11 protein-coding genes and 1 pseudogene are annotated in these 12,387 nt (G+C 53.5%); 2 read left to right on the top strand and 10 right to left on the bottom strand.

All coding sequences use genetic code 11. From position 1 onward, the window contains the following. The first annotated feature begins 146 nt into the window (after positions 1 to 146). A complete protein-coding gene (locus CHM34_RS13445) occupies positions 147 to 1,067 on the top strand; it encodes a proline dehydrogenase family protein (protein ID WP_240512024.1) in 921 nt (306 codons plus the stop codon). Positions 1,068 to 1,107: 40 nt separating this feature from the next. Here CHM34_RS13445 and CHM34_RS13440 read toward each other — a convergent pair whose 3' ends face one another. Continuing rightward, a complete protein-coding gene (locus CHM34_RS13440; RefSeq protein WP_240512023.1) occupies positions 1,108 to 1,506 on the bottom strand; it encodes a DUF1259 domain-containing protein in 399 nt (132 codons plus the stop codon). A gap of 238 nt (positions 1,507 to 1,744) precedes the next feature. On the opposite strand from CHM34_RS13440, the gene CHM34_RS13435 reads away from it, so the two are divergent. Continuing rightward, entirely contained in the window at positions 1,745 to 2,539 is a 795-nt protein-coding gene (locus CHM34_RS13435; RefSeq protein WP_169713734.1) for an SDR family NAD(P)-dependent oxidoreductase, read from the top strand. A 23-nt stretch (positions 2,540 to 2,562) separates the two neighbouring features. Here CHM34_RS13435 and CHM34_RS13430 read toward each other — a convergent pair whose 3' ends face one another. From CHM34_RS13430 to CHM34_RS13395, 9 genes and pseudogenes are all read right to left on the bottom strand, one after another. Then, entirely contained in the window at positions 2,563 to 3,690 is a 1,128-nt protein-coding gene (locus CHM34_RS13430) for a hypothetical protein (RefSeq protein ID WP_094265134.1), read from the bottom strand. A gap of 344 nt (positions 3,691 to 4,034) precedes the next feature. Beyond that, positions 4,035 to 4,176 (bottom strand): annotated as a pseudogene (locus CHM34_RS20365) (ATP-binding protein); the annotation flags it as partial. A 54-nt stretch (positions 4,177 to 4,230) separates the two neighbouring features. Next, positions 4,231 to 4,557, bottom strand: coding sequence for a TM2 domain-containing protein (locus tag CHM34_RS13425; RefSeq protein WP_094265133.1), 327 nt, complete (start codon positions 4,555 to 4,557; stop codon positions 4,231 to 4,233). Positions 4,558 to 4,767: 210 nt separating this feature from the next. After that, positions 4,768 to 5,142 (bottom strand): TM2 domain-containing protein, encoded by a 375-nt coding sequence (locus CHM34_RS13420; RefSeq protein WP_094265132.1) that lies wholly within the window; start codon positions 5,140 to 5,142, stop codon positions 4,768 to 4,770. A 143-nt stretch (positions 5,143 to 5,285) separates the two neighbouring features. Next, the gene (locus tag CHM34_RS13415; RefSeq protein WP_206093810.1) at positions 5,286 to 7,061 is read right to left on the bottom strand and encodes an acyl-CoA dehydrogenase FadE; all 1,776 of its coding nucleotides are present in this window, start codon (positions 7,059 to 7,061) and stop codon (positions 5,286 to 5,288) included. 40 nt (positions 7,062 to 7,101) lie between these two features. Further along, a complete protein-coding gene (locus CHM34_RS13410; protein WP_094265130.1) occupies positions 7,102 to 8,283 on the bottom strand; it encodes an acetyl-CoA C-acyltransferase in 1,182 nt (393 codons plus the stop codon). Between the two features lie 55 nt (positions 8,284 to 8,338). Beyond that, the gene (locus tag CHM34_RS13405; RefSeq protein WP_094265247.1) at positions 8,339 to 10,783 is read right to left on the bottom strand and encodes a 3-hydroxyacyl-CoA dehydrogenase/enoyl-CoA hydratase family protein; all 2,445 of its coding nucleotides are present in this window, start codon (positions 10,781 to 10,783) and stop codon (positions 8,339 to 8,341) included. A 239-nt stretch (positions 10,784 to 11,022) separates the two neighbouring features. After that, the gene (locus tag CHM34_RS13400; RefSeq protein WP_091566038.1) at positions 11,023 to 11,256 is read right to left on the bottom strand and encodes a ferredoxin family protein; all 234 of its coding nucleotides are present in this window, start codon (positions 11,254 to 11,256) and stop codon (positions 11,023 to 11,025) included. A gap of 96 nt (positions 11,257 to 11,352) precedes the next feature. Then, complete coding sequence (locus tag CHM34_RS13395; protein WP_094265129.1) at positions 11,353 to 12,255, bottom strand: DMT family transporter; 903 nt, start codon at positions 12,253 to 12,255, stop codon at positions 11,353 to 11,355. Between the last annotated feature and the right edge of the window lie 132 nt (positions 12,256 to 12,387).

Raw genomic sequence — 12,387 nt, 5'->3', positions numbered from 1 at the left:
TAAAGCCCCGGAGACCCCGGGCAACCAAAAACATCAGAGAAGAGGGTGGAGTTCCCCTTTTCGGAAATTATCGTATAATGAAAGCGGTTTATATCTGTTGCTCCACCAACGAGGGCCATCATTTGGCCGGAAAGTGAGGGTTGATCATGTCCCTATTGCGCAAAGCGATCCTGACCGTATCGGCCAACCCTCTCATCACCCGCTTCGTCTCCAAATACGGAATGAAACTCGGAGCCTCCCGGTTCGTGGCGGGAGAAAATATGACCGATACGATTCAAACAGCGAAAGAAATCAATCAGGACAGTCGAGTTCTCACTCTGGACCTGCTGGGAGAAAGTGTGTATACGAAGGAAAAAGCCCGTTCGGCCACCCAGTCCGCTGTCGAATCTTTCGATGTCATTGCGGAGGAAGGAGTAAACTCCAATATATCGGTCAAACTGACACAACTGGGCCTGGATATCGACTACGACTTCTGTCTGGAAAATATGGACCGGGTCACTGCCAAAGCGAAGGAAACCGGTAATTTTGTACGCATCGATATGGAGGACTCCCCACGGGTGGAGAAGACCATCGATCTGTTCACCACCCTGCTGGGGAAATACGGAAAAGAACACATCGGTCTGGTCATTCAATCCTACCTGTACCGTTCGGAGGAAGATGTAAAACGGCTGGGCGAGCTGGGGGCCAATCTGCGCATCGTCAAAGGAGCTTACAAGGAACCGAAGGAAGTCGCCTTTCCCGAAAAACGAGACGTCGACAAAGCTTACCGGAAGCTGGTGGAAATCCACTTGAAAAACGGCTGCTACACCGCCGTTGCCACCCATGACGAAGCAATCATCGACTGGACCAAATCCTTCGTGAAGAAAAACGGGATTCCCGACAACCTCTACGAGTTTCAAATGCTGTACGGCATCCGAACCGCCCTGCAAAAGGAACTGGCCGCCGAGGGGTACAAAGTCCGGGTCTACACTCCCTATGGAAAAGACTGGTACCCCTACTTCACCCGCCGCATCGCCGAACGCCCGGCCAACGCCCTGTTTGTATTGAAAAGCTTTTTCCAAAGGTAAATCAACCCGGATTCAAACCGAACACCCCGGCGAGGGGTGTTCAGTTTTTCAACACTTTCAGGGCTTCGGCGACCTTTCGAGCAAAAACGATGGGATTTTCAACAGACTCGAAATGAATGTACATCAGACGCGGTCTCTCAAAAAGCCAATGGTTATGGAGGGCCGTTACGATGATTCCTCTGCGGCGAAGCGCAGAAATAAAAGGATTAATCTCCTCCTGTAAAATAACGGTTTCCCCCAGATTCAACGCCCGACCCTTCCTGTCGATTGACTCAAAGGTAAAAAACGTGGGCAATACCAAAGGTGAACGGGTCCGGCGGCCCAAAATGGTCGCCCGTATGTTGCGGAATTTTTGGACAAAACAAACTCCGTTAACCACCAGCGGCTGTCCTTGGACAATCCGCGCAAACCGATTGCAAAGCCGTTGTAAAGTACTCAACATTCATCCTCCTTCCGCAGACTCCCTACACCTTATGTCGCGGAAGAAGGATCGCTATGGGTACATAACCAACCGGACCAAAATAGACGATCATCCCATTTCCCGATCATCATCGACACCTCCCGAAAGCAACTTGGATTCCACAATCTCTTTCGGAGGTGTTGACGAATGGAACATCAACCGGCACACTCAACATAAGACGAAAACGTTACACCGATGGTCACCGGAGGTGATGATCTTGCCCACCGCTCTGATTACCGGTTCTTCCTCCGGAATCGGCAAAGCCTTCGCCTGGGAACTATCGCAAAAAGGATACCGTGTTATCCTGGTTGCTCGGAGGGAAGACCGCCTGCAACACTTGAAAGAACGTATCGAAGAACAAGGAGGAACCGCCGATATTTGGACCGCGGACTTGGCCGACGAAAGGTCCCTTTCCCATATCCTCCGGCTTCTTGAGGAAAACGTCGTGGATGTGCTCGTCAACAACGCCGGTGTCGGGCTTTACGGATCATCGGAACAATTGGATCCGGCAGAAGAGCAACGGATGATTCGCGTCAACATCTCCGCTCTCGTCGCCCTCACCCGGGCTGTTCTTCCCGGGATGATCAAACGGAAAACCGGAGGAGTAATCCATATCGCCTCCACTTCCTCCTTTTTGCCGACCCCTTATATGGCAGGATACGGGGCAACCAAGGCATTTGTCCTCCATTACAGTGAAGCCTTGGCCGCCGAGCTGAAAGGGACCGGTGTCACAGTTACAGCCGTATGCCCCGGAAGCACTCGCAGTGAGTTCGCGGAACGGACAGGCATTCTCCAAAACCGACCGATGAAGGCGGAGGAGGTGGCCCGTCAAGGGATTCTCGCCTTTGAACAGCAAAGGCCCGTAGTCATCACCGGTGCGGGTAACTGGATGATGACTTCACTGCCCCGGTTTCTTCCCCGCACCTGGATCGCTCGTCTGGTTGCCCGGCTCTTCCGACATCGACGCCGAGAAAAGCCTTCCGACACCTCTTCGGCGGACCGCCAATCATAAATCCGGTCTCCTGGCTTGTTTCGTCAGCGTTCTTCCTCCGACGGAAGGTGGGAAGTCAGAAACATGCCGCCGGATGAAGGATCTACTTCAACGGTGTAGGGCCATCCCTCCCGGAACCATATCCGCTTGACTCTTTTCGCCAATTCCTCAAACCAGGCCCGATCGGTATACCGTTCATCCGTTACCAAATAGTCTGAACCCTCTTCCGTCGTGATACGGACAGCGCCCTCCCAGCCCATCGACACAATATCCGCCAGAGGGATGGCTTCCTCTATGTCGCTGATCAGTAATAAACATTGAGGTTCAATGCGGAGTTCCCGATACTGCCTCCTGCGGAACCAACGACTCCCTCCGTCCAGGGAGATCAGCCCCACCCGCACAGCCGCGGACTTGATTTCCTCCGCCAATTTCTTCTCATAGGGAAAGCAGTACACCACTTCCTCTGTCTCCACCCGGACCTCCTCCCTCTCGCGATCCAACCGAATCTGAATCGCTTCCAACAAAGAAACGACGGTTCGGCGTCCCCATCGGGTTATCATCAGATTTTCCCCTTTGATACAGTAACTTCGCCACCAGATTCCCATCGCCACAAGAAAAAAAACCGTAAACACTCCGGCGGCCAACAGGCCCAGCCCGACATCCAACGCCCGCTCTGTCCAGGGATAGGAGATATAATCCTCTTCGGCAAAAGCCAAGATGGTATTTTTTCCTTCCACTTGATGGACTTCAACGGGTTCTTTCTGTCGGACGGCCCGAATCAACCGATCTTCGTCATAGGGAAAATAGGGAATGGAATAGCTCCTCTCCGCCGTCACCAACTGATCTTGGGAAATCCCGAGGGGTACGAGCCTGGCCGAGGAGACCTCCCCGGAATGACTGACCCAGTCCTTGCCTCCCATGTAAATAATCCCGATCATCATCAATAGCGTGATGAGCGCATAGCCGACCGGGTGCCTCTTACCCCAGTGGATTCGCCACGTTGCTAACGCCACTGCAGGAAGCCCCAAATAAAAGAAGGTCTCCCCCAGCCAAAACCAGTAAAAATCTTTCGACACCACGAGCCCCTGGTACACCGCCACATAGAGAAAAGCGATCAACACCGGAAGACCGAAAAAAACAGTCAGCCAAACGTCTACCCAGCGACGGCTCATGTCTTACACCTCCGGACCGGGCCGCACCATTCGCCGGCTTCATCACCAGTTCCAGGGTCTCATTCACGATAACTGGGTACAGGGACCGATTTCCGACTTCGCGCCGGGTTGCCCTCCAGCCTCGATCTCTACCCGCCGACGGACAGAATCCAGCCAGGTCCCAGGGAGATATTGTCTTTCTATTTTAATTCCATTCAGGAAAATTATCAACTATTTTTATTTATTTTTAATATAATCATCATTTTCTATCTAATAAAATCACTTCTTATCCCTTTATTGATTTCTATGTCTGATATTGGCCGAGTTGTCGAAAGTAAAATTTCATCTTTCGACAATCTTCCGGGTTAAAAAGGAAACCGGACGGTGAAGGTGGTACCCCGACCCGGACGGCTTTTCACATGAATGGTTCCGTTATGGGGCCTCCACAAATTCCTTCGCAATGGCCAGTCCCAATCCCGTTCCGCCGCTGTTTCGCGTTCGCGAACGCAACAAAGATTCATGATCCTTTTGCAGATCCTCCGCACAATGGGAGGATCTTTTTTATGAATCCCCTTCATCACCGGATGCGCTTGTCAGCCGAACCCATCGAGGGATCAGAAAGGCGTCAATCCCCCACCACAACAGAAAAGGGGCCGCCACGACCCACACGGAACCGGGGATAACGGCAAAAATAATCGCCAGTGTCCAAGTGGCGGCACCGGCAAAGGCCATTAAAAAGCCGGTCACCCATTTTCCGAAATAAAACCGATGCGCCCCGAAGCTCCCCAAAAAAAGCCATAATCCGTAGGCCGTCCAGATTTTCTCTTTATCGCCGCGCTCGGCGGTGGCTGGAGAGCGCCCGTCCGCCGGGGGTTTGGAGTGATCCATATCGATAACCTCCGCTTTTTTGATGGATGAGTTGCAACCTCCTCTATTTTACCGGACGAACGGCCGGACTCCAAAAAACACCGGTAGCCCACCTTTCCACCTTACTTAGCAAAGACGCGGTGGGAGAGAGTATAGAAATGGAGATGGCCTGTCAATTCGACCATCTCCAACGAAGGATAAAAACTGATAATACCCAGGGCTACGCACCCCTCAGGAAGCCTGCTGTTGTTGAATTTGTTCCAGAATGACGCGTTCCTTCTTCACATTGGCCTGATGGATCAAACCATGCAGTAAAAACGCGTCCACAATCCACCAGATCGTGATCGGCAATAAGAAAATCCAACCCAGAAGTCCAAAGGTGATAATGGTCACAATCGTGGCCAGAATCCAGCAGACGATGGTCATTCCCAAAAAGATCAATCCGGAAGCGATTTTACCCGCATAATAACGGTGGGCACCGAAAGCTCCTAAGAAAAACCATAAGACATACGCCAATACAACCGACTTTTTCTGGTTTTCCAATTCGCTGTTTGCAATCGCCAACTGACGTTCATCCAACTGTTCCTTTAAATCGACATTGGTCAAATCAATCTCTCCTCAAAAGTCGATGAATACGATTCATAGTATAAAGATTCTTCTTTCTTATGGCAATCATAACCTATCCTTTTCAATAAAAAAACACCCACGGACAACGTCCGTGGGTCGAAAAAAGAATCGGCTGACTCCCGTTAAACAACGTAACGCTCGGCATCCAAGATGCGTTTGGCGATGGTCCGCTTGAGAGCCACTTCGTTAATCAATTCATATCGAGTCAGCTTTTTCATGATGGAAAGCTGTGTGCGCAATAGATCCCCTTCCTCGATGGAAGAAAGGATGTGACGCCCTTTCTGTTCGATACGGGGGAAAGCCTCATATACATAGGCCCGGGCCAGGTCCAATTTCATCTTCGCCTTTTCTTCTCCGTCTTTATCCAAGGCTTTTTTCGCCCGCAGTACAGCGCTTTCCATAGCGAAGATCTCGATGGCGATATCCGCGATATCCCGCAGGATCTCCTGCTCTTTCTCCAGATCGTTTTGGTATTTTTCCACCGCAAGGCCGGCGGTCATCAGGAACAGCTTTTTGGCATTTTCGATCCGTTCGAACTCCTCTTCCAAGGGGGCCGGTTCCTCATCCGGGAGTGTCGGCATCATCGTCATCAATTCTTCCTGGAGGGAGCCCGCCTTTTCCATGAAAGGAAGTTCCCCTTTCATCGTCTTGCGCATCAGGGTGGAGGGGATCAGGAGACGGTTAATCTCGTTGGTCCCTTCGAAAATGCGATTAATCCGGGAATCCCGATACATATTTTCGATTTCGTATTCCTGCATGAAGCCATAGCCGCCGTGAATCTGAACCCCTTCATCCACAACATAATCCAGAACTTCGGAACCGAATACCTTGTTGACGGAACACTCCAGGGCATATTCGGCGATGGCTTTGGCGGCGCTGGAACCGTCGGATCCCTCCAGCCGGCTCAGACCCTCATCGTATAAGCCCGTGGTGCGGTACACCATGCTTTCCGCTGCGAAGGTCTTGGCGGCCATCGTCGCCAACTTTTCCTGAATCAGCGGAAACTGGGCGATGGGAGTGTTGAACTGTTTGCGTTCATTAGCATACTTGGCGGAGATTTCAATGGCTCGTTTGCAGGAACCGACACAGCCCACCGCCAGCTTATAACGACCGATATTCAAAATGTTAAAGGCGATTCGATGCCCCTTGCCGATTTCCCCCAACACGTTTTCCACAGGTACTTTAGCTTCATCCAGGATCAGGGTCCGAGTGGAGGACCCTTTGATCCCCATTTTTTTCTCCTCCGGTCCGGTGGAAACCCCTTCAAAATCCCGCTCTACGATGAATGCGGTGAACTTTTCTCCGTCGATCTTGGCATAGACGACAAAAACGTCGGCAAAGGCGGAGTTGGTGATCCACTGTTTCTCACCGGTGAGAAGGTAGTATTGGCCGTCCTCGGATTTTTTGGCTACCGTTTTCGCACCGAGGGCGTCGGATCCCGAACCCGGCTCTGTCAAGGCATAGGCGGCAAACTTTTCACCGGAGGCCAAAGGCGGCAGATACTTTTTCTTTTGTTCCTCCGTACCGAAGAACACGATCGGCAAGGTTCCGATTCCCACATGGGCCCCATGGCTCAAGCCGAATCCACGACCCAGGGAAACCTTTTCCGTGATCAGAGTGGAGCTGACTTTGTCCAGACCTAAACCGCCGTATTCCTCCGGGACGTCAGCACCGAGAAGACCCAGTTCACCGGCCTGTTTCAGCAAACGGACGCTGTGATCGAAGTTGTGCTGTTCAATCTCCTCCAGTACCGGCCACACTTGATCCTTGACAAAATCCTCGGTGGTTTTAGCCATCATCTTGTGCTCTTCATTCAAATCCTCCGGGGTGAATACATCGGCCGGGGAGATTTCTTCCAGCAGGAAGCTGCCCCCTTTGGTGATCGTGTCTGACGCCATCGTTATCTTCCTCCTTCGATTTTTCTCTAATCAAACCCGTTTACTGCACCATTTCAAAGACGCCGGCGGCACCCATACCGCCGCCCATACACATGGTGACCAACCCGTACTTCTGCTTGCGGCGAGCCAGCTCGTGTAAAATCGTCGCCGTCAACTTGGCACCGGAACAGCCCAGAGGATGGCCCAAGGCGATCGCACCGCCATTGACATTAACGATCTCCGGATCGATCTCCAAATGGCGAATCACTTGCAGAGACTGGGCAGCAAAGGCTTCGTTCAATTCCACCAGATCCACCTGATCCAAGGTGATTCCCGCTTTCTCCAAGGCTTTAGGAACAGCGACGACCGGGCCGATTCCCATCACATCAGGATCCACTCCGCCGACGCAGAAAGAACGGAAGACGGCGAGGGGTTGGACTCCCAACGATTCCGCCTTTTCCCGGGACATGACGATCACCCCGGCGGCACCGTCGCTGGTCTGAGAAGAGTTGCCGGCCGTGACGGACCCTCCGACCCGGAAAGCAGGGCGCAAAGCGGCCAGCTTTTCCAGGGAGGTATCGGGACGCGGCCCCTCATCGGTATCAAAAACGAATGATTCCTCCTGCAATCGGTTGTCATCCCCCAGATACCGCTTTTTGACCGTGACCGGGACGATCTCTTCCTTAAAACGTCCTTCTTGGATCGCCTGAATCGCGTTCTGATGGCTTCTCAGAGCGAACCGGTCCTGATCTTCCCGGGAAACCCCGTACCGTTCGGCCACTTCCTCCGCCGTGTGGCCCATGGACATGTACAGCTCCGGACCGTGATCCATCAGATGAGGATTGGGAGCCGGTTTGTAACCGCCCATGGGAACGATGCTCATACTCTCCACACCGCCGGCGATCACTGTGTCGGCAAATCCGGCCATGATGTGTTGGGCGGCGATGGCGATGGATTGCAGACCGGAGGAACAAAACCGGTTGATCGTCAGGCCTGCCGCCGTAGTGGGCAAGCCCGCCCGCAAGGCGATGACTCGGGCGACATTCATCCCCTGTTCCCCCTCCGGAAAGGAACAACCCATGACGACATCTTCCACTTCTCCGGGATCCAGCTGAGGAACCCGTTTCATTAAATCCTCGACCACCGCGGCTCCCAGATCGTCGGGGCGGGTGTCCTTGAGCGACCCGCGATTTGCTTTACCGACAGCGGTACGGGCGGCGGCGACGATGACTGCTTCGCGCATACTCTCTCCTCCTTCGGGTTGTTCGGTGCCCCGCACTTCAAAATCCTTACAACCGTCAGTTGCGCAGGGGTTTGTTCTTGGTCAGCATGTGCTGCATCCGCTGCTGAGACTTGGGCTCACCGGCCAGACTGAGGAAAGCTTCCCGTTCAATATCCAACAGGTACTGTTCGTCCACCAGGGTCCCTTCCGGCAGGTTTCCGCCGGCGAGAACATAAGCCAGCTTGGAAGCGATCTTGTAGTCGTGTTGGCTGATGTAGCCGGATTGCAGCATCTCGTAAGCACCCAGACGAAGGGTGTTATAACCGGTTTCGCCTACGACCGGGATCTTTTTCCGCTCGGGAGCGCGATATCCGCTTTGGTCCATGGCCAATACCGCCTGTTTGGCCTCAAAGATGAGGTGATCCCCGTTCATACTGATCCCGTCGCTTTCCCGCAAAAACTTGTAATCCCGGGCTTCCATCGCACTGGTGGACACCTTGGCCATGGCGATCGTTTCAAAAACATGGTTCACCAGAGGCTGCAGCACCAGGCGGTCCTTGGGATCCACCCCGTCCATCCAGCGCAGCAGCAGTTCTTTGTTTCCGCCGCCGCCGGGAATCAGTCCGACCCCGGTCTCCACCAGACCCATATACGTTTCCGCAGAAGCTTGAATCCGGTCCGCCGGCAGAGCGACTTCCACACCGCCGCCCAAGGTCATCCCGAAGGGAGCGGCTACCACCGGTTTATCGACATAGCGCAGAGAGCCCATCGTCTGCTGGAACTGACGGACCATCAGATCGAGCTCCGGCCAGTTCTGGTCCTGGGCTTCCATCAGGATCAGCATCAGGTTGGCTCCGATACAGAAATTGGAGCCCTGGTTTCCGATCACCAGGCCGCGGTAATGGGTATTCAATTCTTTGACCGCCGTCCCAATCATCTGGATGATATCCGCGGCGATCGCGTTTTTCGGCGAATGGAACTCCAGACAGAGAACATCATCGCCGATATCGATCAGGCTGGCACCTCGGTTGGATTTAATCACTCGGTTTTGCTCTTTCAAACGGGCAAGGGAAATCGCCTTGGGATGTTCCTCCACCTTTCGGAACGAACCGCCGAGATGAAAAACGGATGTTGTTTCCGGCGTGCGTTCGTAAAAGGATTTGGCCCCGGAAGCAAGCAGTTCTTCCACCAACGGCGGAATCGTCTCTCCCTCTTCCCGCATTCGGGCGACGGACTTCTCCACACCAATCGCATCCCATACCTCAAAGGGGCCGAGATCCCAATTGAACCCCCAGCGCATGGCCCGATCCACACTGACGATGTCATCGGCAATTTCCGGAATCCGCGCCGCGGAATAGAGAAGCACTTTTTTCGTAATGTACCAGGCCAGACGCCCCGCTGTGTCATCGGCATAAACCAAGGAACGGAACTGTTCTTTTTGCGTCTTGGCCCGTTTGGACATTTCCAGAGAGGGGGCCTTCAACTTCTTGCGGGGCCGGTACTCGCGTGTCTTCGGATCCAGGGCCAAAATTTCGCTTCCCTTCTCCCCCTTCACCTTTTTGAAAAACCCTTGACCGCTCTTCGCCCCGATCCATCCCTTTTCTACCATCTCCTGCAAAAGTTCGGGCACTTCAAAGGCTTTTTTCTCTTCCGGATCCTGTACATTTTCCCGGACATTATCGGAAACATGGACAAAAGTGTCCAAACCCACCAGATCCAGCGTGCGGAAGGTGGCGCTCTTCGGACGTCCCATCGCCCGTCCGGTCACTGTATCCACTTCATCGGGACCCAAGTTCTCTTCCAGCATCTTCTGGAAAGTGATGGCCAATCCGTACACACCGATGCGGTTGGCGATAAAGTTGGGAGTATCCTTGGCATCGACGACCCCTTTGCCCAGGGTCTCTTCAGCAAACGCTTTCATCTTTGAAACAATCTGTCGGTCTGTATCTTTCGTCGGAATAATCTCTAACAGTTTCATATAACGCGGGGGATTAAAAAAGTGAGTGCCGAGAAAATGGGAACGGAACGCCTCTGAACGCCCCTCGACCATCTCACGGATGGAGATGCCGGAAGTGTTGGAGCTGACGATGATTCCCGGCTTCCATACCTGTTCGATGCGTGTAAAGAGATCCTGTTTGATATTCAGATTCTCCACGACGGCTTCAATCACCCAGTCCACCTCGGACAGGCAGTGCAAATCGTCTTCCAAATTGCCCACTTCAATCTTTTCCGCCATTTTCTTATGGAACAGAGGCGCCGGCTTCTCTTTGAAAAGCCGCTCCTTCCCCATCCGGGAAAGTCGGTTGCGAACGCTTTTTTCTTCCAGGGTGAGACCTTTCGCCTTTTCTTTGTCCGTCAATTCCTTCGGTACAATATCCAGCAGAGTGGTACGAATGCCTGCGTTGGCCAGATGGCCGGCAATAGCCGCACCCATGACGCCGGCACCGATCACGGCTGCCCGTTTGATCTCAGCCAATGAAGTTCCTCCTCTCAAAAACCCTCCCGACGGGGGACTTTTCATGAATGAATAGTCATTCATTTGATGGGTAGAAAAAAACCTCTCCCGTCGGATCGGTTATAAATGGCGTTTCAACTTCGTGACCTGTTACCTTCTCAGCAACTCTCCAAAGAAAATCTCCTTTCAAATATTATTATTTATCTGAACCACCACCTGCGTCAAGAGGAGAATCCCACTTTTTCAATTCGGCCAAACAGGGAAACCGAATAGAGCGGGCGCCCTTTCCGCGCCCGCTCCGCTTCTCACTTGAAAAAATTTGCGTTAATTTCGATGTACTCTTTTTCCTCTTCCGGCACCATTTCTTCTTCGTAGATCGCTTCCACCGGGCAGACCGGCTCACAAGCCCCACACTCGATGCAGGTATCCGGGTCGATGTAGTACATGACATCGTCTCCGTGAATGCAGTCTACCGGACATACTTCTACGCATTCAGCCGCCTTCTCGTCTTTACAAGGAGAGGTGATGACAAAGGCCAAACAGAATGCCCCCTTTTTTATTTTTACCAGATTCTTCGGCACCTTTTAGTACCTATATCCTGTTATACCCTTTTGAGACTCAGATGTAAACAGGCATCAAGGGTTCGAGACCGCCTGTTTTTCCCGGTGCCTCCCGGGGATGGACAGCCATGTGAGGGAGAAGAGAAGCATACCGCCTCCCAACCATCCCCAAACAGTCAATCGCTCCCCCAGGAAGATTACCGCCAGCACCGAAGCGGTAAGAGGTTCCAGTAACGCGGCGATGGATGCCCGTGTCGCTGTCGTTTGTTCCAGTCCCCGGATGTAGAGAAGATAAGCGAATCCTGTAGGGATGAAACCGAGATACAGGAGAAGCATCCATGCCGTCCAGGAGGGTTCCGGCCACTCAAGCGCCGGAAGCATGAGGACAGCCCCGACGGCAAAAGCGTACCCGGTCACCCGGAAAGGGGATACTTCCTCCAACAGTCTCTTCCCGATTACGACATACCCTCCGTAACAGGCCGCCGCTACCAGGGCCCACCCATTTCCCCAAACATACCGTCCGACTGCCAAGCCGGCCAGACTGTCCACTCCGACAAGGAGGGCGACCCCAATCAGGCCCAGACTCATGGCCAGCCACGTTCGCTTCTCCTGAGGCTCCCTCAGAACCGTCCGGGCGATCACAGCCACCAGGATCGGCGCTGTACAGATCGTCAACAGTGTAGCTGTCGACACTCGGGTCATCTCCACCGAAGTGAAAAACGACGCCTGGTATCCCGCCACCGCAGCCCCGAACAGGAAAAACCACCGCCAATGGGTCCGTTTCACACTGCCCTGCGGCCCCCGCCCCCGGGCTTCCGCCACGGCGGCGGGGAGGAGCAGCGGCAAGCTGAGTAGTAACCGCCAAGCCGCCACTCCCAACGCATCCATCCCGTACTCTCCGGTCAATATCTTGGCCGCCATCCCGGCAGTCCCCCACAGAACCGCCCCCAGGCAGACCCACAACCATCCCTGTCTCATCACGATCCCTCCCGATCTTTTTTTACCGGGCGGGATCTCAACCTTTCAACTGTTGTCCTTTGGTTGCTCCCGCCCGTTTTACCCGCGGATCCATCGGGCGGGAGGGGGCAGTACATTGCGCATGGACAAAGG

Source organism: Paludifilum halophilum (genome assembly GCF_002245355.1).
Lineage (GTDB): Bacteria > Bacillota > Bacilli > Thermoactinomycetales > DSM-45169 > Paludifilum > Paludifilum halophilum.
This window is presented reverse-complemented; position numbering and strand designations above follow the sequence as displayed.

Excerpts from the sequence above, each read along its gene's own strand:
- CHM34_RS13430 (WP_094265134.1), bottom strand. The coding sequence starts at position 3,690 with ATGAGCCGTCGCTGGGTAGACGTTTGGCTGACTGTTTTTTTCGGTCTT.
- CHM34_RS13410 (WP_094265130.1), bottom strand. The coding sequence starts at position 8,283 with ATGCGCGAAGCAGTCATCGTCGCCGCCGCCCGTACCGCTGTCGGTAAA.
- CHM34_RS13425 (WP_094265133.1), bottom strand. The coding sequence starts at position 4,557 with ATGGATCACTCCAAACCCCCGGCGGACGGGCGCTCTCCAGCCACCGCC.
- CHM34_RS13395 (WP_094265129.1), bottom strand. The coding sequence starts at position 12,255 with ATGAGACAGGGATGGTTGTGGGTCTGCCTGGGGGCGGTTCTGTGGGGG.
- CHM34_RS13415 (WP_206093810.1), bottom strand. The coding sequence starts at position 7,061 with ATGGCGTCAGACACGATCACCAAAGGGGGCAGCTTCCTGCTGGAAGAA.
- CHM34_RS13445 (WP_240512024.1), top strand. The coding sequence starts at position 147 with ATGTCCCTATTGCGCAAAGCGATCCTGACCGTATCGGCCAACCCTCTC.
- CHM34_RS13405 (WP_094265247.1), bottom strand. The coding sequence starts at position 10,783 with ATGAAAAGTCCCCCGTCGGGAGGGTTTTTGAGAGGAGGAACTTCATTG.